This window comes from Amycolatopsis sp. NBC_00355, from assembly GCF_036104975.1.
Classification (GTDB): domain Bacteria; phylum Actinomycetota; class Actinomycetes; order Mycobacteriales; family Pseudonocardiaceae; genus Amycolatopsis.
Window position 1 is genome coordinate 3,961,275 of the sequence record NZ_CP107982.1, and the last position, 20,245, is coordinate 3,981,519.

At 73.2% G+C, this 20,245-nt stretch carries 18 protein-coding genes; 5 read left to right on the forward strand and 13 right to left on the reverse strand.

Annotated elements, in window-relative coordinates; all coding sequences use genetic code 11:
• Positions 1-30: 30 nt before the first annotated feature.
• A complete protein-coding gene (locus tag OHS18_RS17295; RefSeq protein ID WP_328617732.1) occupies positions 31-906 on the forward strand; it encodes a hypothetical protein in 876 nt (291 codons plus the stop codon).
• Between the two features lie 200 nt (positions 907-1,106).
• Here the strand turns inward: OHS18_RS17295 and OHS18_RS17300 are convergent, their stop codons facing one another.
• Complete coding sequence (locus tag OHS18_RS17300) at positions 1,107-1,604, reverse strand: MarR family winged helix-turn-helix transcriptional regulator (protein WP_328451366.1); 498 nt, start codon at positions 1,602-1,604, stop codon at positions 1,107-1,109.
• A 62-nt stretch (positions 1,605-1,666) separates the two neighbouring features.
• Between OHS18_RS17300 and OHS18_RS17305 the strand changes: the two genes are divergently transcribed.
• Positions 1,667-2,077 (forward strand): DUF6069 family protein, encoded by a 411-nt coding sequence (locus OHS18_RS17305; RefSeq protein ID WP_328617733.1) that lies wholly within the window; start codon positions 1,667-1,669, stop codon positions 2,075-2,077.
• On the opposite strand, the gene OHS18_RS17310 is transcribed toward OHS18_RS17305, so the two are convergent.
• Complete coding sequence (locus tag OHS18_RS17310; RefSeq protein ID WP_328617734.1) at positions 2,062-2,520, reverse strand: GNAT family N-acetyltransferase; 459 nt, start codon at positions 2,518-2,520, stop codon at positions 2,062-2,064. The genes OHS18_RS17305 and OHS18_RS17310 overlap by 16 nt on opposite strands.
• A complete protein-coding gene (locus OHS18_RS17315; RefSeq protein ID WP_328617735.1) occupies positions 2,520-3,287 on the reverse strand; it encodes an HpcH/HpaI aldolase/citrate lyase family protein in 768 nt (255 codons plus the stop codon). Before OHS18_RS17315 ends, OHS18_RS17310 begins: the two co-directional genes overlap by 1 nt.
• A gap of 104 nt (positions 3,288-3,391) precedes the next feature.
• On the opposite strand from OHS18_RS17315, the gene OHS18_RS17320 reads away from it, so the two are divergent.
• Positions 3,392-4,150: a thioesterase II family protein gene (locus tag OHS18_RS17320; RefSeq protein ID WP_328617736.1), complete on the forward strand. Its 759-nt coding sequence runs from the start codon at positions 3,392-3,394 to the stop codon at positions 4,148-4,150.
• A gap of 10 nt (positions 4,151-4,160) precedes the next feature.
• Here OHS18_RS17320 and OHS18_RS17325 read toward each other — a convergent pair whose 3' ends face one another.
• Entirely contained in the window at positions 4,161-5,189 is a 1,029-nt protein-coding gene (locus OHS18_RS17325) for a LacI family DNA-binding transcriptional regulator (protein ID WP_328617737.1), read from the reverse strand.
• A 211-nt stretch (positions 5,190-5,400) separates the two neighbouring features.
• Here OHS18_RS17325 and OHS18_RS17330 point away from each other — a divergent pair, with 211 nt between their 5' ends.
• A complete protein-coding gene (locus OHS18_RS17330; protein ID WP_328617738.1) occupies positions 5,401-6,381 on the forward strand; it encodes a hypothetical protein in 981 nt (326 codons plus the stop codon).
• Between the two features lie 111 nt (positions 6,382-6,492).
• Here the strand turns inward: OHS18_RS17330 and OHS18_RS17335 are convergent, their stop codons facing one another.
• Positions 6,493-8,211, reverse strand: a complete 1,719-nt coding sequence (locus OHS18_RS17335; protein ID WP_328617739.1) for a hypothetical protein — start codon at positions 8,209-8,211, stop codon at positions 6,493-6,495.
• A gap of 57 nt (positions 8,212-8,268) precedes the next feature.
• On the reverse strand, positions 8,269-9,225 hold the full coding sequence (locus tag OHS18_RS17340; protein WP_328617740.1) for a hypothetical protein: 957 nt from the start codon (positions 9,223-9,225) through the stop codon (positions 8,269-8,271).
• Between the two features lie 369 nt (positions 9,226-9,594).
• Here OHS18_RS17340 and OHS18_RS17345 point away from each other — a divergent pair, with 369 nt between their 5' ends.
• Positions 9,595-10,557, forward strand: coding sequence for a ferritin-like domain-containing protein (locus OHS18_RS17345; RefSeq protein ID WP_328451349.1), 963 nt, complete (start codon positions 9,595-9,597; stop codon positions 10,555-10,557).
• Here the strand turns inward: OHS18_RS17345 and mug are convergent.
• The 7 genes from mug to OHS18_RS17380 all read right to left on the reverse strand — a co-directional run bounded on the left by mug (position 10,523) and on the right by OHS18_RS17380 (position 20,063).
• Positions 10,523-11,194, reverse strand: coding sequence for a G/U mismatch-specific DNA glycosylase (gene mug / locus OHS18_RS17350; protein ID WP_442875384.1), 672 nt, complete (start codon positions 11,192-11,194; stop codon positions 10,523-10,525). The genes OHS18_RS17345 and mug overlap by 35 nt on opposite strands.
• Before the next feature lie 220 nt (positions 11,195-11,414).
• Positions 11,415-16,346, reverse strand: coding sequence for an RHS repeat-associated core domain-containing protein (locus OHS18_RS17355; protein ID WP_442875385.1), 4,932 nt, complete (start codon positions 16,344-16,346; stop codon positions 11,415-11,417).
• Between the two features lie 220 nt (positions 16,347-16,566).
• Positions 16,567-16,998 carry a S26 family signal peptidase gene (locus tag OHS18_RS17360; RefSeq protein ID WP_328617742.1) on the reverse strand — a complete coding sequence of 144 codons (432 nt, stop codon included), beginning with the start codon at positions 16,996-16,998 and terminating at the stop codon, positions 16,567-16,569.
• Positions 16,995-18,824 (reverse strand): ABC transporter ATP-binding protein, encoded by a 1,830-nt coding sequence (locus tag OHS18_RS17365; protein WP_328617743.1) that lies wholly within the window; start codon positions 18,822-18,824, stop codon positions 16,995-16,997. The genes OHS18_RS17360 and OHS18_RS17365 overlap by 4 nt, the downstream gene beginning before the upstream one ends.
• A complete protein-coding gene (locus tag OHS18_RS17370; RefSeq protein WP_328617744.1) occupies positions 18,821-19,324 on the reverse strand; it encodes a TlpA disulfide reductase family protein in 504 nt (167 codons plus the stop codon). The genes OHS18_RS17365 and OHS18_RS17370 overlap by 4 nt, the downstream gene beginning before the upstream one ends.
• Complete coding sequence (locus OHS18_RS17375; protein WP_328617745.1) at positions 19,324-19,830, reverse strand: MauE/DoxX family redox-associated membrane protein; 507 nt, start codon at positions 19,828-19,830, stop codon at positions 19,324-19,326. The genes OHS18_RS17370 and OHS18_RS17375 overlap by 1 nt, the downstream gene beginning before the upstream one ends.
• Before the next feature lie 65 nt (positions 19,831-19,895).
• Positions 19,896-20,063, reverse strand: coding sequence for a hypothetical protein (locus OHS18_RS17380; protein WP_328451335.1), 168 nt, complete (start codon positions 20,061-20,063; stop codon positions 19,896-19,898).
• Between the last annotated feature and the right edge of the window lie 182 nt (positions 20,064-20,245).

A 20,245-nucleotide genomic window follows, 5' to 3' on the forward strand; every position in this document is an offset into this window, starting at 1 on the left:
CGGTCCCGGTCGCGAACCGGAGGTCCAGCCGTGGCCACATCCAGCCGCGTCATAACCTTCGCCGCGGTGCTGGCGATCGTCGCCGGTTGCTCGGCGGCGCCCGCCGCGACGTCCGACTTCGGTGCGGACGACCTCGCCGCCGCGCTCGGGAAGGTTCCCCGTGACCTGTCGACGGTGCACGGTCTCGACCTCCCGCTCGACCGGTCGCAGCTGACGCCGGTCGAAGAGCTGGAGGTCATCAAGGCCCGCAACACCTTGATGGAACGCTGTCTCGCCGCCCGCGGGCTCTCGTTCATCTTCCCGCCCGTCGATCCGGTGCGGGACGCCGCCAAGCCGCGGCGGCACGGTCTCGTCGACGCGGCCGAGGCGGCGGCGTACGGCTACCGCGACCCGGCGGTGTTCGCCCCGCACGGCGCCGACCGGCCGCCGCCAGCACCGGACGTCGTCGCCATGATCACCGGCACGGGCGGAGGACGTGACGTCCCACCCGGCGGGTGCGCGGGCGAGGCGGACCGGACTCTCGCGCCGCCCGACGGGAAACCCGGCCAGGAACCGGTGGGTTTCGCCTTGAGCCAACGCAGTTACGACATCACCCGGACCACCCCGCCGGTCACCGCGGCCGCGGCGGCGTGGTCGCGGTGCATGGCGGAGGCCGGGTTCCGCTACTCCGACCCGCAAGCCGCGATCGAGGATCCCGCGTTCGGCGCGGGCCGCGCGTCACCGCACGAGATCGCCGTCGCCACCCGGGACGTGCGGTGCAAGGAACGAACCGGCTGGGTCCGGACGTGGGTCGCGGTCGAACGCGCCGTGCAGGAGGGGCTCGTCCCGCACCACGCCGCCGACCTGTCCCGCGAGCACCGGCACAAGGAAGGGCAACTGGCGGCGGCGCGCAGGATCACCGGGTGACGCACACCCGGGGACCGGTCCCCGGGTGGCTGGGCTAGAACGAGGCGGACCGGGCGTGGTGCCGAGGGGGGCGCACGACCTCGCGGTCATCCGGACCGGCGTCCCGTCCCGTGCCCCAGCGGAGCGGGACCGCCCGGCGCGGGACCGTCTGCCGCTCACCCGGCAGGCGGTCCCGGCGCGGGCTCCCCGGCCCGGTGAGATCACGGCTTCAGCGACGCCGTGGGCAGCCCGAGGATCTCGACGATCCGCTCGACGGAGTCACCGAGCCGCACGAAGTCGTCCCCCAGCGGCTCGACGACCAGCCGGCGGACGGTGGCGACGTGGCCAGCGGCCGACGCCTCCAGGTGCGCGCGGCCCGCGTCGGTCAGGGTCGCGACGGTGAAGCGGCGGCCCTGGCCGGTGCACACCGTGCGGGTCACCCAGCCCCGGTCCTCGAGCCGCGCGACCGCGTGCGAGATGCGTGGGAGCGACCCGTTGGCCATCTCCGCGATCTGGCTCATCCGCAGGGTTTCGCCGGGGACCGCCGACAGGCGGGCCAGGATCATGTACCCCAGCAGCGTGAGATCGGCGTCGCGCAGGAGCTGGCTCTCCAGCACCCCCGGCAGCGACATCAGCACCTTCACCAGGTTGATCCACGCCCGGTGCTGGTCGTCGTCGAGCCAGCGCACCGGCTCGGTTTCCCCGTCTCGCTCGCTCACGGCTTGACTTTAACACGCAACCCAACCTACCTTGGGTTGCACACGCAACCCAAGGAGCAGCGATGACCACCACCGCCACCACTCCCGCTTCGGCCGTCGCTCTCCGGTACGGCGCCACCGCGCTGGCCGCCGCGGCCGTCAACACCGCCCTCGGGCTCAGCGCGGCCGCACTCGACGACGGCGGCATCGGCATGGGCCTGACCCCGGCCGCCTACCTGCCCGCGACCGTCGTCGGCTTCGTCCTCGGCGTCCTGGGCTGGAACGTGCTCGCCAAGCGGGCCCCGCGGGCCCTGCGCGTCATCGTCCCCGTGGCGCTCGCGCTGACCTGGATCCCGGACGTCCTGCTGCTGAGCGCGGGCGCGACCGCCGCCAACGTCGTCGGCCTGATGCTGATGCACCTCGTCGTCGCCACGGCGGTCGTCACCGTGGGCCTGCGCCGGCTCCGGGTGACGCCGGGTCAGGGCGCTGTGTAGCGCATCGCGATCTTGTGCGGCCGGGGCCGGCCGGTCTCGCGGAAGCCGAGCCGCTCGTAGAACGCCCGGGCGCGCGTGTTGACGTCGAGGACCTCGAGCACCACGTCGCGGCCGCGCGACGCCGCTTCGGCGGCCAGGGCCCGGACGACGTGCGTGCCGATGCCGCGGCCCTGGTGGTGCGGCTCGAGCTCGATCCGGCCGAGGACGACGTCGGGGCCGGTGTCGTCGACGACCAGCGCGCCGGCGTCCCGGCCGTCGACGGTGATGATCTGCGTGCGCGCCGCGTCGAAGCTCTTCTCGTGGTAGACGCGCTGCGCCGGCTCGTCCCAGCCCCAGATCGCCTCGACGTACTCGCCGAGCGCGCTGCGGTGCAGCTGGAAGCAGAACTCGTCGTCACCCGATCGAGGCTGACGCAACCCGGCCTGCCGCGTCTTCCGGCCCATCACCGCTCCCCGAGGATCCGGCGGGCCCGGGCCAGCACCGGCTTGTCGACCATCTTCCCGTCCACAGCAGACACCGAATCGCCCGCGGTGACGACCCGGCGGGCCCAGCCGAGCTCGGCCTCGGTCGGCGCGAACGCGGCGCGCACCGGGCCGATCTGCTTCGGGTGCACGCAGAGCTTGCCCGCGAAGCCCATGCGCCGCGCGTAATGGACGTCGGCGGCGAGCCGCTCTTCGTCGTGCAGGTCCGTGGTGACGCCGTCGACCGGCGGCGCGAGCCCGGCCGCCGCCGACGCCACGACCAGCCGCGAGCGCGCGTAGGCGAACGGCTCCGGATCTTCGGGCGCGACACCCAGTTCGGCGGCCAGGTCGACGTGGCCGAACGCCAGCCGCGTCACCGATCCGACGGCGGCCAGCTCACCCGCGCGTTCGACGCCGAGCGCCGTCTCGACCAGGGCCACCACCTCGCCGAACCCGGCCAGCACCCCCGGCGTCTCCGCTTTCGGCACCAGCACCGGGACTCCGTGCGCGGCGACCAGGGCGGCGTCGGCGTCGAACCAGGGTGTGCCGGCGGCGTTGATCCGCACCGCCGACACCCTCGCCCGGCCGTCGCCGAGCCATGCGGACACCGCGGCGCGGGCGGTGTCCTTGTCCGCCGGGGCGACCGCGTCCTCGAGGTCGAGGACGACGACGTCGGCGCCGCTCGCGACGGCCTTGCCGAAGCGATCGGGCCGGTCTCCCGGCACGAACAGGTACGTCGTCGCGGCCACCGGTTCTCCTGTCGGGCGCGGTCCGGCGAAACCGGCGAAAACACCGGGCCGACCGTGTTTCACTGGTCCCGACGACGATATCCCGGACCTGGAGGGCGGACGACTTGCGCACCGACGACGGCGCCACGACCGATTGGATCCGCCGGTACCACGACGCGACCGGCAGCACCGCCCGGCTGGTGTGCTTCCCGTACGCGGGCGGCTCGGCGAGCTTCTTCCACCCGGTCTCCGTGCGCTTCTCCCCCGGTACCGACGTCGTGTCGCTGCAGTACCCGGGCCGCCAGGACCGGCGGCGCGAGGCGTGCGTCGAGGACCTCGGCAAGCTGGCCGACCTGATCGCCGGAGAGCTCGCCGCGCTGAGCCCCAAGCCGACGGTGTTCTTCGGGCACAGCATGGGCGCGGTGCTCGCGTTCGAGACGGCGTACCGGCTCGAACAGGGCGGCACCCACGCGCCGGCCACGGTGATCGCGTCCGGCCGGCGGGCGCCCTCGACCCGCCGCGACGACCGCGTCCACGAGCGCGACGACCAGGGCCTGATCGCCGAGCTGCGGCTGCTCAACGGCACCGACTCGGCGGTGTTCGGCGACGACGAGCTGCTGCGGCTGGCGCTGCCGGCGATCCGCGGCGACTACACCGCGATCGAGACCTACCGCTGCGAGCCGGGCCGCAAGATCGCGGCGCCCCTCGCGGTACTCACCGGCGACCACGACCCGAAGACGACGCTGCCCGAAGCCGAGGCCTGGCGCGAGCACACTTCGGGCGCCTTCACGATGCGAGTGTTCCCCGGCGGCCACTTCTTCCTCGCCGACCACCAGGCCGACGTCAACGCGGAGATCGCCGGGCACCTCGACGCGCTGCGCTGACCGCGCCGCTTCAGGGCGCCGGCGCGATCGTCGCGCCGGCCACCGGCGGGCACGTCAGCAGCCGGTGCACCGACGGGTCGGCCGCGGCCGGGTCGAGCAGCGTCGCCAGCAGCCGGACCGCCGCCCGGCCCATCTCGCGGCGCGGCACCTCGAAGCCGCTGATCTCCGGGCCCGCCGGGACGCCGGGCGGGCGGCCGAGGACCGCCAGGGAGACGTCGCCGGGCACGGACACGCCCGCCTCACCCAGGGCCCGCCACGTCGCGTGGAACACCGCGCCGGTGTCCGTCTCCTCGACCACCAGGGCCGTCACGCCGTCTTCGAGCCACGCGGTGATCGTCGCGGCGGAGAGATCCGTGCCGTCGGTGCGGGTCACCGTCAGCGCCGCGCCCGCGTCGGCCGCCGCGGTGCGGACGCCGCGCTCGCGGTCGTCCGACGACGGGGCCTCGTCCGGCTCGCGCAGGTACCGCACGCGCCGGTGGCCCGCGCCCACCAGCCGCGTCACGACTTCGGCCGAGGCCGACACGTAATCCGCGCCCACGTAGGGGATCGTGCCACCCAGCTCGGTCCGGCGTCCGATGTAGACGATCGGGAAGCCGCTCTCCAGCAGCTCGCCGACCGCGGCCACCGGGACGTGCCGGCCCAGGAACAGGCAGCCGTCGGCGAGCCGGGTGCGGCGGATCCGGGTGTGGTCGGGCACCGCGCTGGACGCGGTGAACATGATCAGGTCCTGGCCGAGCGCGGCCGCTTCCGCCTCGATCCCGACCAGGATCGGGTAGTAGGAGTCGGCGACGTCGATCGGGAAGGCCGGGGTGAACGTGTAGACGCCGAGCAGGTTGTTGCGCGCCGACGCCAGCCGCGTCGCCACCGGGTCCGGCACGTACCCCAGCCGCTCGGCGGCTTCCAGCACGCGCAGCCGGGTGCGCTCGGAAAGCCGGACGCCGGTGCGGTTCCCGCCCAGCACCACCGAGACCGTCGCCTGCGAAACCCCGGCGACACGCGCGATGTCGGCCTGCCTCGGCGTCCGCCGCGCCCTGCTCATCGACACCTCGCTCGGGTCGCCGCACCGGGGGTCAGCCGACTCGGTTCAGTAGCCAGCGTGCGGCCCGGCCGGAACACCGTCAACCGTTTTGCCCGAAACTCCAGCGAACCTGTCCCGACCGTACTAATACGTATTACTCCATTGACTTCGCTGTCGGACGCGTGCCACCGTCGCCGGAACGCGAACACTTCGAAGGCGAAGGAGCGGCACCATGTCCCTCACTCGACGCGGCCTGCTGGCCGGTGCCGCCGCACTCGGCGCGGGCGCCCTCCTGCCGGCGCCGGCCCTCGCGGCCCAGGCCGGCTTCCCCGACTACCGGTACCAGCGGCTCGCACTGGTGAAGAGCAAGCTCGAGTACAACCCCACCGGCGAGCTGATCTTCCCCTGCATCCGCGGGACCGCGGGCCGGATCCCGGACGCGCTCGGGGCGTACTACCTCTACTACGCCCCGCACGACGCGCCGGGCGGGATCTGCCTGGCCTACGCGAACACCCTCGACCAGGAGTTCACCGAGTACGCGGGCAACCCGATCATCGAGAACTCGTGGCCCGGCGAGTACTCGGTCAGCCACGTCTCGTCGCCGCACGCGCTGTGGAACGACGACGTCAAGCGGATCTACCTGTACTTCCACGGCGAGAACACGGTGACCCGCCTCGCCAGCTCGGCCGACGGCATCCACTTCACCTACGAGAAGGAGGTGCTGTCCACCCGGCTGCAGCCCGCCGGCACGACCGAGACGTCCTACGCGCGGGTGTTCCGCCAGGACGTGCCGTCGAAGAACGCCCGGTACGTCATGGTCTTCATGATCAACAACAGCACCAACCACCGCGACATCGGCTGGGGCTGGTCACCCGACGCGCTGAACTGGACGTTCTCGCAGACGCCGCTGGTGAAGCACTCGGACGTCGGCGCCAACGACATCGGCGGCCCGCACCTGCTGAACCGCAACAACAGCACGTACGTCGTCTACAACACCGACATCGCGCACGGCGGCAACCTGATGATCACCGAGGTGGGCACCGACTTCTCGAAGCGCAACCACCTCGGGGTGTTCCACGATTCGCTGAGCGGCAGCCCGGACAACGGCCGCAGCGCGGCGCCCAGTTTCGGCACCTACCAGGGCCACGAGTACATGATCTACGAAGCCGGTGAACGGCTGGCGGGCAACATCGCCATCGCCCGCGCGATCTGAGCCGCGCGGCCGTAACCCGGTCTTCCCGCCGGGTCGCGGAGTCCCGGCGAAGCGAAGCGAAGCGGGGGCACCGGAATCCGGTGCCCCCGCTCGTTGTCCTCCCGCTTACCGTCAGACGGTGTGCGGGGCGTGCGCGACGGTGTTCCAGCCCGAGGCGAGGACGCCGGCGTCGCCGCCGTTGCCCGCCCAGCCGGAGTTCCCGCCGGTGGTGACGCTGGTGTTGCCCGCGTCGCCGGTCCAGCCGGTGGCGCCGGTGTCACCCGAGTTGCCCGAGGTCACCGTGGTGGCCGACTTCGTGCCGCTCTCGTGCTTCCAGCCGCCGCCGTGGTGACGGCCCTGCTGCTCGTGGCCGCGGGTCGACGTGACGGCGGTGTTGCCGCCGGTCGAGCCCGAGTCGCCCGAGGTGCCGGACGTGCCGCTCACCGCGTTGTTGCCGCTGGTGGCGTTCCCGGCGTCGCCGGAGTCGCCACCCTTGCCGCCGGTCGCGGTGCCGGTGACCGAGCCCAGGACGCTCGTGCTGCCGCCCTGGTGGTTCCGGCGGTGCCCACCGTTGTTCGTGGCGGAGTTCCGGCCGGTGCTCACGACGGTGGCGTCGCCACCGTTGCCCGCCCAGCCCGAGTTCCCGCCGGTGGTGACGCTGGTGTTGCCCGCGTCGCCGGTCCAGCCGGTGGCGCCGGTGTCACCCGAGTTGCCCGAAGTCACCGTGGTGGCCGACTTCGTGCCGCTCTCGTACTTCCAGCCACCGTTGTTCCAGCCGCCGTTGTTCCAGCCATCGCTGTGGTGGCCACGGCCGTTGTCCTGACCGCCCAGGGTCCACACGATGGCGCTGTTGCCACCGGTGGAACCCGAGTCACCCGAGGTGCCGGAGTTCCCGGTCACCGCGGAGTTGTGGCTGGTGGCGTTCCCGGCGTCGCCGGAGTCGCCACCCTTGCCGCCGGTCGCGGTGCCGGTGACCGAGCCCAGGACGCCCGTGTTGCCGCCCTGGTCGTGCCGGTTCCAGCCCCAGCCGTGCCCACCGTTGGTGCCGGCGGAGTTGTGACCGGTGCCGACGACGGTGGCGTCGCCACCGTTGCCCGCCCGGCCGGAGTTCCCGCCGGTGGTGGTGCTGGTGTTGGTCGCGTCACCGGTCGAGCCGGTGGCGCCGGTGTTCCCGGAGTTACCCGAGGACACGGTGGTGCTGCACTGCGCCAGCAGGCAGAGGCCGTAGGCGCTGTTGCCCCCGGTCGAGCCGGAGTTCCCGGAATCGCCCGAGTTCCCCGACGTCGCGGAGTTGCTGCTGGTGGCGTTCCCGGCGTCGCCGGAGCTGCCACCGTTTCCACCCTTCGCGGTGCCCGTGACGGTTCCGAGCGCCTTGCCGACGCCGCGGGCGCCCCGCGAGTCCGCGGTGTTCTTGCCCGAGACCGCCGCCGTCCCGGAGCCGCCGTTGCCGGCGTTCCCGGAGTGGCCACCGCTGGTGGTGCTGGTGTTCGAGGCGTTCCCGGTCGAGCCGGTCGCGCCCGTGTTCCCGGAATTACCCGAGGACACCGAGGTAGTGCACTTGGCCAGCACACAAACGCCGTAGGCGCTGTTGCCGCCGGTGGAGCCGGAGTTGCCCGAGTTACCGGAGTTCCCGCTGACCGCGGTGTTGCCGCTGCTCGCGTTCCCGCCGGTGCCCGAGGTCCCGCCGTCGCCGCCGCCGGCGGTGCCGGTCACAACCGAGTGCAGGGTGTTGCCGAGCCCGCCGAGCGGGTTCGCGTTCCCGGTGTCCGCACTGGCCACCGCACTGCCCAGCAGGACGAACCCGCCGGAGATGAATGCGGCGGTCAGGCCGCGTCGCACGTACTTGTGCATGACTTCCCTTTCCTTACCTTCTGTCCAATGTGGATTTCCGGAGGTGGAAAGGGAAGGTCAGCTCGGATGGTCGTTGCCGAAGAACTCCAGCCAGTGCAACGACCACGAGCCCGCGGGAGGCGCCCGCCAGGATCGATCGGTTCCCGCCGCACCGGTCCCGGCCGCGGTCACGGCGTACTCGCCGCCGTGCTGAGCACCGGAACCCGCCGACATCGCGCCGCTCGTGCCGGAGACGTCGACGGGCAGTCCGCCGCCGGATCCGGACATCGGGCCGGTCACGCCGGCCATCTCCGGAGCCGCGTCCCCGGCGACGTGCCGGGAACCCACCTGAGCATCGTGACGACGCTGGGTATCACCCTGCTCGGCGGCCACCGGGGCGATCCAGCCGGCCGGTGCGACCTGCTCCGCCGGCGCAACCACCGCCCACGGGGCACTGGTGTCACCGCGCGGAGTGGGCTCGGCCGGCTGCCCGGTCACCGCCGGGACGACGTACCCGGCCCCGATCGCCCGGACCACCGGTGCGGTCACCGGAGCCGTGGCGTGCAGGACCGGCGACGTCACCGGGGACACGGCGTGCAGCAACGGCGCGGTGACCGGCCGCAAGGCCGCCAGCACCGGCTCCGCCGCCTGCAGCACCGGAAGGGTCACCGGCGCGAGCACGGGCTCGAGCCCGCTCGTCACCGGCCGCACCACCGGGGCCACTACCGACGTCACCGTGTGCAGCGTGCCCGCCACCGGCTTGACCACCGGAGCGACCTGCGACGACACCGTGTACACGGCGCCGGTGACCGGCTTCAGCACCGGTTCGACCGGCTTGAGCACACCGTGCACCGTTTGCCCGGCTCCGTCGAGCAGACCGGGCCGATCCGGTGGCGGCGAACCTTCGGAAGCGTCCGCGGCCCCCGACACGGCCAACGCCACCAGGGTGAATCCGAACAACGCACCGGCCACAACGAGCACCCGCAGTAGTAACGGGTGGTCGACCAGCACGTAGTCCTTCTGGGAAGTATCCATCCATCTCACCCCCTTTCAGGTCTGGACTTCACCGTCAGTCAGGTTTCGAGGCGAAGGACGTCACCAGATTGGTGGAAAACATTCTTTTTTTCTTTTACCCGAAAGGGTTTTCTACCGTCGGGTAGGGGGTACGCGCGGCGTTTTCCGTGGCCGGTACCGGCCACGGAACTCCCGGAACGGACCGATGTGGACACCCGCGGTGACCCGCCCGGACCCGAACGCCGCCCGCGTTTTTCGCCCGTTCAGGGTGGCGACCCATCCGCGGCGGCCCGGGCCTCGAAAGCGGAAGGTCCACGAAGAATCCGCCCGGTGCCGGGAATTCCGGCGGTGGGTTACGCCCGCCGTGCGCGGGCGGGGAGGAGTTCGTCCGTGTTTGGCAAACGTTATGCCGCTTCGATGATCAACCGGAGCGCGGAGAACGACCAGGACCGCCGCCGCTTCCTCAAGGCGGCCGGGATGACCGGCCTCGGCGTCGTCGGCGCCGGTGCGCTCGGCGGCCTCGTCGCGGGGCCCGCGTCCGCGGCCACCGTCCGGCCCGCCGCCGCGGCCGCCGCGGCCGGTGGGGTGAGCGACGCCGCCGTCCTCAACTTCGCCCTCAACCTCGAGTACCTCGAAGCCGAGTTCTACCTCCACGCCGTCACCGGCCGCGGCCTCGACGACGCCATGACCACCGGCACCGGCGCCCGCGGCGGCGTCACCGGCGGACGCGCCGTCCGATTCCAGACCCGCGCCGCCAAGCAGTACGCCCAGGAGATCGCCGGCGACGAGAAAGCGCACGTCCGGTTCCTGCGCTCGGCCCTCGGCTCGGCGGCGGTCAGCCGGCCCGCCATCGACCTGCGGTCCAGCTTCACGGCCGCCGCGCAGGCCGCCGGGCTCGTGAAGCCCGGGCAGAGCTTCGACGCGTTCTCCTGCGAGGAGAACTTCCTGCTCGCCGCGTTCCTCTTCGAAGACGTCGGCGTCACGGCCTACAAGGGTGCCGCGCCGCTGATCACCAACAAGACCTACCTCGAAGCCGCGGCCGGCATCCTCGCCGTCGAGGCCTACCACGCGGCCAACATCCGCAGCGCGCTCTACCAGCGCGGCGACGCCAACGCCACGGTCAAGCTGTCGGCCGCCCGCGACAGCCTCGACGGGCCGGGCGACGACGACCAGGGCGTCATCGACAGCCACGGCAACGCCAACATCGTCCCCACCGACGCGAACGGCATCGCCTACAGCCGCTCGCCCGGCCAGGTCCTCAACATCGTCTACCTGACGAACAAGGCCGCCACCTCCGGCGGCTTCTTCCCCAAGGGGGTCAACGGCGAGGTGAACACCAGCGCCGCCCACTGACCGCCGGCCGCGGGCGCCGGACCGCCTCGGGGGGCGGCCCGGGACCCGCGGCGCGGGTCAGTGCCCGGGTTCCGGGGAACGGGCCGTCGCCGAGGATCCCGGAACGGTCGGGCACACCGGCGGCGGCCCGCATCCGGGCGAACTCGACGGCGAGCGCCGCGGGCGGGAAGTGCGCGTTGAGGCCGCTGGGGTTGGGCACGATCCACACGCGGGCGCCGCCGAGCGTCCCGGGCTGCGGACCGAGCCGGGCCCGGGGTGCGCCGAACGCCACCCGGTAGCCGGTGACGCCCAGGATCGCCAGCCACTGCGGCCGGACCGCCCGGACCCGTTCGGCGAGGTCTTCGCCGCCCGCGACGAGTTCGTCGCGGGACAGCTGCGCGGCGCGGGCCGTCGGGCGGCGCACGATGCTGGTGATGCCCAGCCCCCAGTCCGGCAGGAGCCGTTCCTCCTCCGCGCGCAGCCGCCGCGGGGTGAACCCGGAGCGGTGCAGGGCGGGCCAGAACCGGTTGCCGGCGCCGTGGAAGCTGTGCCCGGCCGCCGCGGCCGCGAGGCCGGGGTTGATCCCGACGAACACCACCCGCAGGTCCTGCGCGAGCACGTCCGGCAGGACCACGGCGGCTTGATCGTCGTCGGGCATGGCAAGTTTCCTCGAGGAGTACGCGGGCGGACCGCCACCGAAAGGCTACGCACTCCCACAGGCCCTGCGCACCACCGCGCTCGCCCCCTCCCGCACGCGATGCCGGACCATCCCTGGGCAGGGTCCGGAAAGTCCGTGAAGGCCTCCTTGAGGGACTCTACGTCCCTCAAGGAGGCCTTCACGGACTTTCGCGCGGGGCACCCCCGCGGCCGGCGGATCGTCAGTCGAACCGCGGCCGCTTCCCCGGCGGGTCGACCGGGGACCCCGGCGGTGTGTGGACCAGCGGGAGGCCCGTCGGGGGGCGTTCGGACGTCGGCGCGTGCGGGATCGGCGTGCCGCCGGGCGAGATGGGGTTCGAGTTCGGCGGCACCCCGTTCGGCGCGTGGGGGTAGGACGGCCACGGGCCGCCGGTGTGGCCCGGGGCGGCAGGGTTGGTGTAGCCCGGGTGCGAACCGCGGTCGGGACGCGGCGGGATGTACTTGTCCTCGTGCGCGCCGGTGCCCGACGAGCTCTTCGAGTACTCGACCTGACCGTAGCTGCTGCCCTGCCGGTTGTAGTGCTTGTTGTCCGCGATGGGCAGCTTGTGACCGGTCTCGTTGAAGTAGGTGCCCGCCGCCTTGTTGTGCCCCATGATCGCGTTCTTCTTGGGGACGACCAGGTCCGGCGTGCCGTCCTGGTGGTAGGTCTGGAACTGGCCGTGCTTCTGCATCCACTTGTTCTCGGCGTCGGTCTTGAGGCCGGGAGGCATCTGGTGCTTGTTGACCAGGGCGTTGTCGAACATCGGCTTGATGTTCTGGTGCGTCCAGCTGGGGTTGTCCATCCCCGCCGCGGGCCGGTTCTTCTTGTTCTTGTTCGGCCCCGCCGGCGCCGATTCCTTGTACCAGTTGCCGCCCGGGGACTGGCTGTACTTCCCGCCGCCCGGCGACTGCTTCATCGGGTTGGGCCCGACGTTCGTGTCGATCGTCAGATTGGGCTTGCCGCAGGACTTCGGGGTGAGGCCCAGCGGGTCGATCTGCCCGAACGGGTTGTCCACGTAGGCGTAGGGGTTCGGGCCCGGCTCCAGGCCGAGCGGGTCGGGGCTGAGGTAGCGCGCGGTCACCGGGTCGTAGTAGCGCTGGGCGTTGTAGTGCAACCCGGTCTCGGCGTCGAAGTACTGCCCGGGGAACCGCAGCGGGGTCGCCGCCGGCGTACCCGCCCCGGTGGGGGCGCCGTACACGCTCGGGCGGGCGCACCAGGTGATCCGGCCGTGGTCGTCGACGAGCTCCGCGGGACTGCCCGTCAGGTCGGCGACGATGGCGTCGAACCGGGTGTCCACCCAGGCCTGCCCCGGCCGGGCCGTCCGCCCGCGCTGCGCGAGCGGACGGAAGTCGCCCGGCTCGTAGTCCCACACCGTCGCCTGCACACCCTCGGGCGTGTGCCGGGCCTCCTCGACGAGCAGCTGCCCGTCCCAGGTGAACTCGACGCGTTCGAGCACGGTCCGGCCGTCCGCGGCCAGGTGCTCCTTGGCGACGCGGCGGCCCAGCGCGTCGTAGGTGTAGCGCCAGCTGCTGCCGTCGGGGACGCCGGCCGCGACGAGCCGGTCGTCGCCGTCCCAGGTGAACCGCCAGGTCAGTTTCGCGCCGTCGGGCATCGTGCGTTCCCGCAGCACGACCCGGCCTCGCCGGTCGTGCCCGTAGCGCGTCCCGCCGGCGGCCGTGACGAGCGGGCCGACGAACGTCCGCCGGCCCACGAGGTCCGTCTCGGCCGTGGGCCACGACGCGTCGGTGATGTTCCCGGCCTCGTCGTAGCGGTAGGACTCGGACCCGCGCGGCGACCGCACCTCGGTGATCCGGCCGAGCGGGTCGAGACCGAACTCGCGCGGGCCGCCGGCCTGGTCGTGCAGCGCGACCAGCTCGCCGTCGGCCCGGTAGCCGTAGGAGCGCTGCTGGTGGACGGCGCCGGCGTGGTCCGTGATCGCCTGGGTCGCCAGCTGCGAGTTCGGGGTCCAGGTCTGCAGCAGGGTGGCGCCGGTGCCGAGGGAGCGGCGGACCTCCCGGCCCGCGGCGTCGTGGGCGAAGCGCAGGTCCCGGCCCGCGAGCCGGGCGGCGACCGGCAGCCCGGCGGCGTCGTACTCCCACGCGCTCTCCGCGCCGGACGGGGTCAGCCGGCGAACCCGGCGGCCCTCGGCGTCGTAGGCGGAGCGCACCGTGCGGCCGTTGACCGTCTCGGCGAGGACCCGGCCGACCGCGTCCCGCTCGTAGCTGACCCGCGTGGTGCCGTCGTCGGCCGACAGCAGCTGCCCGGTGGCGCTGACCTCGAACTTCGTGACGCGGTCGCCGTCGAGCTGCTCGACGAGGTGCCCGGCCAGGTCGTAGCGGAACGTCGTGCGCCGGCCGTCCGGGCGGACGCGGTCGACGAGCTGGCCCGCCGCGTCGTACCCGTAGGTCGTCACCCCGCCGGTGAAGTCGGTCTCCCGCACCAGGTTCCCGGCCGTGTCCCGCTCGTAGCGCCACACCCGGCCCTGCTCGTTGGTCGCCGTGTCGACCCGCAGCTCGGCGTCGTAGGTGACCGAGATCCGGTTGCCGTCGGGGAGGATCCGCGCCGTCTGCAGGTCGAACCCGCCGTATTCGTAGCGGGTGACCCCGCCGGCCGCGCTGATGTGCACCCGGTTGTTGCCCTCGCCGTCCAGCACCCACTGGTCCTGGCTCCCGTCGGGATCCTGGTGCCAGGCCAGGTTCCCGTCCACGGTGTAGGCGAAGCGCTCCACCCCGCCGGCGGGGTCGACGATCGTGGTGACGCGCCCGAACTCGTCCCGTTCGTAGCGGGTGACGCCGCCCCGCGCGTCGGTCACCACGACCGGCAGCCCGGCCGGGTCGTTGACCACGGTGACCGTGGCCCCGGTCGCGTCGGTCATCGCCACGGCGGCACCCTGGTCGTCGAAGCGGTACCGGGTGGTCCCGCCGTCCGGCGCCACGACCGTGGTGAGGTTGCCCCGCTCGTCGAAGGCGTAGCGCGTCACGACGCCGGGCGCGTCGTGCACCGCCACCGCCCGTCCGGCCGAGTCGCGTTCGAAGGCGCGCTCGGTCCCGTCCGGGCGGATCTCGGCGAGGAGGTTGCCGAGCTCGTCGTGGTGGTAGCGGGTGGTGCGGCCCAGCGGATCGGTTCTGCTCAGCAGGTTGTTGCGCGCGTCCCACTCCGAGAGCGTCGCCCGCCCGAGCGGGTCGATCTCGCGGATGACCTGCCCGGCTTCGTTGAAGTGGAACTCGGAGGTGTGGCCGAGCGCGTCGGTGGAGCGGGTGACGCGGTTGTCCGGGTCGTACTCGAGCACGCAGTCGAGGAAGCCGCCGGAGCCTTCGGTGCGCACCACGCGGCCGGCGGCGTCGTAGTGGTAGCGGAACCATTCGTCGTTGCGGTCGGTCCAGCCCGTGATGCGGCCCGCGCCGTCGTAGGTGTAGCGCATCGGCTGCCCCGACGCGTTGGTGACCGAGACCAGGTTCCGGCCGTCGTAGCCGTACCGGACCAGCTCGACCTCGCCGTCGCCGGAGACCGCGAACAGCGCGGTGACGAGCCCTTCGCGGGTCTCGAAGCGGACGCGGTGCCCGGCGGTGTGCCGGATCTCCAGCGGGCTGCCGTCCTCGGCGCGCACGACCTCGAAGGCGTTGTCGTTGCGGTCGGTCACCGACGTCAGCAGCGCCGCACCGGCACCCGGCGCGAAGTAGAGCAGGCGCCCCTGGCCCTGGTCGTCGATCAGGAACCCGCCGTCCGGGGCGCGTTTGAGCGGACGGCGGGGCCCGCCTTCGGCGACCACCCAGTCGTCCGGGCCCGGCAGCGGGTAACGCAGCAGGGTGCCGTCCTCGGCGGCGAAGCTGACGCCGTCTCCGTCGGCCTCGACCCGTTGGTCCACAGTGGACACCCAGCCGTCGCCGAGGAAGATCCCGGCGCGGTAGCCGGAGAAGTGCGTCCGCCGGAACTCCAGGGGCAGCACGCCGAAGAGGGTGGCGTCCACCTCCTCCATCACCATCTGCCCGGTCGAGACGGCGACCGGGTCGGTCACGCAGACCTCGTTGCCGATCGGGCGGTTGTTCTCCCCCTGGCCGCGGATCCCCTGCGGCGAGGTGCCGTCCGGGTTGCCCCGGGAACCGTTGCCGCCCGGGTGGTTCTGCCCGCCACCGCCCGGGGGGTTGTCGTGGGTGCCGGCCGGGCCGGTGTTCTCGCCACCACCCGAACCACCGCCCGAACCACCGCCCTTGCCCTTGTCCCCCGCGGTACCGGTGGAGTCGCCGCCGTGGCCACCGGAGTTGCCGCCGCCGCTGTGGTCACCGGCGGTGTTCGTCGAATCACCGCCCTTGCCGTGCGGGGTGGGGTCGGGGGACGACTTGGCGGTGATGTCCTTGGGCTTGCCGGCCGGCTTGACCTTGCCGGGCTTGATGTTCTTCAACGCCTTGGCGGCGTCTTCGAACAGCGTCCCGGCCTTCTTCAGCAGCGGGACCAGCGCCTTGAGGGCCTTGACCAGCTTGGTGGTGACACTGGCGATCTTCGACGCCGTCTTGGCGACCGCGGCCACGACCTGCGGGACGACCCACGTCAGGCCGATGCCGAGGGTGAACACGACCTGCAGCGCCCAGGAGATCAGGTGGCCGACCAGCTCGGCGATGATGTCGCGCACGAGCGTGCGCACCGCGGCCACGACCTCGCCCGCGGTCTTGACGCCGCTGGCCGCGCCTTCGCAGCCCTTCTGCGCGCTGGCGATCAGCGTCGAGGTGTCCTGCGCGCGCGTGCGGTAGGCGTCGGCTGCCGGGCCCGCCCAGCCGCCGAGGTCCTTCTTGACCAGGTCCACCAGCTCGGTGGACACGCCTTCGAGCTCCTTGGCGACGTTCGTCCACGTCTGCGACTGCGCGGTGATCTCGTCCGCGTTGCCGGTGAGGGCATTGAGGGCTTCCTTGAGCGGCCCGACGTGCTCGATCAGCCAGCCGACCCCGGCGGCGAAGATCGCGCCGAACGGGTCCATGGCGGCGGTCAGGGCGTCCAGCGCGGTGCCCACGGCCCCCATCGCGACCGAAGCCCAGTCGCCGCTCTCGATCGCCGTCTTCAGGCCGGTGGCGTCTTCGAGCAACGGCACCCCGGACACCGCTGTCGTCGAATCCTTCACCGGCGCAACCAACGGATTACTCACCGCGCAGGCCCCCCTCCGCAGAGTTCCACAATCGTCTCGAAGCTCTCGACCCTAGCGAACCCGGCGACCCGCCCGCAGGAACCCTGCCCGAACGATCAGCCGGGACTGACCGGAGACGCACCGGACCGGTTTTCCCGCAACCCCAGCCGATTCCGCGCGTCCGCCCATGCCCGGCCGGGAGTTCGACGCATTCGACGGCCACGCCGGCGCGAGGCGGCCCTCACCCACGGGAGACGTGCCGCACCACCACGCCGATCAGACGCTCCCGCGGCACGAACCCGTAGTGCCGCGAATCCCAGCTGGTCGGCCGGTTGTCGCCCAGGACGACGGCGCTGCCGGCGGGTACCACCGCACCGGCGAGGCCGTGGACGTCCGGGTCGGCCCAGCCGGCCGGGACGCGGTCGCCTGCCAGCGCCACCACGCGTTTGAGCAGCAGCTGCTGCCCCGCCGGCGCCCCGCTCGGCAACCGCGGGTAGCGCAGCAGGGCCACCTGACCGCGTCGCGGACGGCGGGTCCGGCGCACCAGGACCCGGTCGCCCGACCGCAGTTCCGGCGCCATGCTCGCACCGTCCACTGTGGTCAGGATCAGCAGCCGCCGGGCGGCGACGACGCAGCCGGCCGCCAGCAGCGCGGCGAAAACCGGCGCTTTCACGGCACGGCCTGGTAACCGTCGGCCTGCAGGCGGAACAGGCGCGCGTAACCCCCGCCGTCGGCGAGCAGGCTTTCGTGCGTGCCCAGTTCGCCCACCCGGCCGTCTTCGAGCACGGCGATGCGGTCGGCGTCGCGCACCGCGCTCAGCCGGTGCGAGATGAGCAGGCTGGTGCGGCCTTGCCGGTGCTCGCGGATGCGCGCGTGCACCTCGTGTTCGGCTTCGGGGTCGAGGCCGGAGCTCGGCTCGTCGAGGATCATCAGGTCGCGGCCCTCCCGCACGAGCGAGCGGGCCAGCGCCAGGCGCTGCCACTGCCCGCCGGAGAGCACCACCCCGGTCGACGCGTCCCCGGTGTCGGTGCCGATCTCGAAGATCCGGGTGAGCGGCGTGTCGTAACCGCGTGGCAGCGCGGCGATCCGGTCGTGCGCGCCCGCTCGCGTCGCGGCGTCCACCAGCCGGGCGCGGTCGTCCATCGCGGACAGCTCGCCGAGACCGATGTTCTCCGCCGCGGTCATGTCGTAGTTCATGTGGTCCTGGAACACGGCGCTGATCCGGTTGCGCAGCAACGCGGGCGGGATGTCGCGCAGGTCCACGCCGTCCCAGAGGATCCGCCCGCGTGTCGGGTCGTACATGCGGCACAACAGCTTCACGAGCGTGCTCTTGCCCGCGCCGTTGAGGCCGACGAGGGCGACCGCCGCGCCGTGCGGGATGGTGAGGTCCACCCCGCGCAGCACCCACGGGTGGTCGTCGCTGTAGCGGAACCAGACGTCGCGCAGCTCGAGTCCCCGCCGCAACGCGGGTGCGGTGTCCCCGGACCCGCTCGGCAGATCGGGTTCGGCGCGGACCACGGCGACGTAGTGCGCGAACGACAGCAGCCGGGCCTGGCCGTCGGCGATCGCCGAGGCCAGCGTGCCCAGCGCGGCCTGCACCCCGGCGACGGCGGCCACGAACATGGACACGTCGCCGGCGCTGAGCGACCCGTCGCGCGCCGACGTGATCGCCCACCAGAGGCCCGCGCCGGCGACCGCCGCGCTCAGCGCCGTCAGGCCGCCCATGGTCCGCAGCTCCCGTTCGTCCATGCGGCGTTGCGCGTCATTCGCGCTCCGGCGTTCGTCCATCAGCCGGGCGCGCAGGAACGCCCCGATGCCGAACAGCCGGATCTCGGTCGCGGCGGCGGTACCGGTGAGCAGCTGGCTGTAGAAGAACTCGCGGCGGGCGAACCGCTCGATCCGCCATTCCACCGCGGCGCGGCGCCGGGCCAGCAGCAGTTCGGCGAGCAGCGCGGGGATCGCGGCGGCCAGCACGACGCCGGTCATCGCCGGGCTCAGCAGGAACAGCGAGCCGAGGAAGCCGACCAGCGAAAGGGTGCCGCTGAGGGTGCCGCCGACGCCGTCGACGATCTCCGGCATCCGGCCGCAACTCTCCTGGGCCAGCCGCAACCGGTCCTGGTAGGCGGGGTTTTCGAAGGTGCGCAACCCGACCTGGCGGCCCAGCGCGGCGAACAGCCCGTCGGTGGCGACGGTGCTCGCCGCGCGGCCGATCTGCGCGCGGACGTAGTGGACCACCACGGGCAGCGCGGCGAGGGCGAGCCCGGCGAGCGCCAGCGCCGCGGCGAGGCCGCCGACCGCGCCGGTGCGCGAGACCAGCCGGTCGAGGACGAGCTTGGTCAGCCAGGCGGTGGCGATCGGCGCGATGGCCGCGGCCGCGGTCATCACCAGGAGACCGGCCAGCCGCGCCGGGCCGGACCGCCACAGCAGCGCGGCGGCCGCCGTGGCCGCGGCCCGCAGCTGGTCCGCGCCGATCCGCCGGTCCGGCTCGCGCACCGTCACCGCCCGGCGGGCACGGTCAGCTCGTGCACCCGGCCCGCGGTCGCGACCACCCGCCCGTCGGCCACGACGTACAGCGCGGGGGTCCAGGTGTTGCGGAACGCGGCGGCCACCGGCCCGCCGTCGAGCTCCGCCGGCACCACCCGCGCGACGGCGGCGAGCGCGCGCACGGTGTCCGCGTCACCGCCGCCGACGACCGCCAGGACGCGGTCACGGCCCTGTTCGCGGGCGTAGGCGAGGAAGTCCGGCAGGGCGTCGTGGCAGGCGGGGCAGTCGGCGGAGAAGAACGCGACCGTGCCGTCCAGCGTCGCGGCCGTGACCGGCTCGCCCTCGGTCGTGGTGGCGGCGAACTCGCCGACGGCCGAACCGGGGCCCAGCGCGAAGAGCGCCCCGGACCCCATCGTGGCCTGCGCCCGCATCCGGCGCAGGATCCCGGCGGTCAGGAGCAGGTTCACCAGGCACAACAGGCCGAGCAGAACCAGGGCGGCGACGACGAAGGGCATCAGGAACTCCTTGCGAACACGACGGCGATGTCGTCCATCGCGATGACGAGTACGGCCACCGCCCCACCGGCCGCGACCGCGAGGGCGGCCCCGGCGACGGGCGGCAGGTGCGCCGGCGCGAGCGCGCCGGCGACGGCGAGGCAGAGCAGCACGGCGTTGCGGGCCAGGTGACGCGGGCCGACCGGGGTGTCACCCGCGCCGAAACAGCGGCACGGCGCGGGCCGCCCGCGTCGCAGCGCGGTGCCGATGGCGGCGGCGAAAGCCAGTAGCAGCAGCGAAGCGAGGAGAAAGCCCGCCGTGCCGGTGGCCGGCACGACCACGAGCACCGCGGCGCCGGCTTCGGCGGCCACGACGGCCACCGACACCGGCAGGACCGCGTTCGCGGGCATCGGCACCAGCGCGGGCACCGACCGCGCGAACCCGCGGAAGTCCCGGAACTTCGACAGCGAAGAGGCGGCGAACACGACGGCGATCAGCGTCGCGCAGGCCGCGCGGAGGTACTCCACGGCACTCCTTCCCCGCCGGGCGGTGCCCGCTTCCGCGGACACCGCCCGGGACGTCCCGGCCTGGGTCAGCAGGAGCTGCGGATCTTGGACCATTCGCAGCCGGTCTGCGGACAGCAGAACCGGTACCAGTACCCGGGGTGGCCCGCGCTGTTGCAGAAGTAGCCGCCCGCGCAGGCGGAAGCCTGGGCGGTGGGCACGATCCGGTCGAGCACGCGGTCAACGAGGCGCCGCATGGTGTCTCCCTTCGACGGTGGGTGTCCGGCTCGGTGCGAAGCCGCTTTCGTGGTCCCGCACCGGCCGCGAGCATCGCGGTCCCCGCCGCCCCCGGCAGCAATCCCGGACGAACCCGGACGCCCTCCGCCCGCCCGGCACGTCCACCGCCGACACCCGGTCACCCCGACCGGCCCACACCACT

What these genes read in the sequence shown, in the direction of transcription:
- OHS18_RS17305 (WP_328617733.1), top strand. Translation starts at nt 1,667, where the DNA reads ATGACCACCACCGCCACCACTCCCGCTTCGGCCGTCGCTCTCCGGTAC.
- OHS18_RS17310 (WP_328617734.1), bottom strand. Translation starts at nt 2,520, where the DNA reads ATGGGCCGGAAGACGCGGCAGGCCGGGTTGCGTCAGCCTCGATCGGGT.
- OHS18_RS17325 (WP_328617737.1), bottom strand. Translation starts at nt 5,189, where the DNA reads ATGAGCAGGGCGCGGCGGACGCCGAGGCAGGCCGACATCGCGCGTGTC.
- OHS18_RS17330 (WP_328617738.1), top strand. Translation starts at nt 5,401, where the DNA reads ATGTCCCTCACTCGACGCGGCCTGCTGGCCGGTGCCGCCGCACTCGGC.
- OHS18_RS17335 (WP_328617739.1), bottom strand. Translation starts at nt 8,211, where the DNA reads ATGCACAAGTACGTGCGACGCGGCCTGACCGCCGCATTCATCTCCGGC.
- OHS18_RS17340 (WP_328617740.1), bottom strand. Translation starts at nt 9,225, where the DNA reads ATGGATACTTCCCAGAAGGACTACGTGCTGGTCGACCACCCGTTACTA.
- mug (WP_442875384.1), bottom strand. Translation starts at nt 11,194, where the DNA reads ATGCCCGACGACGATCAAGCCGCCGTGGTCCTGCCGGACGTGCTCGCG.
- OHS18_RS17370 (WP_328617744.1), bottom strand. Translation starts at nt 19,324, where the DNA reads ATGCCCTTCGTCGTCGCCGCCCTGGTTCTGCTCGGCCTGTTGTGCCTG.
- OHS18_RS17380 (WP_328451335.1), bottom strand. Translation starts at nt 20,063, where the DNA reads ATGCGGCGCCTCGTTGACCGCGTGCTCGACCGGATCGTGCCCACCGCC.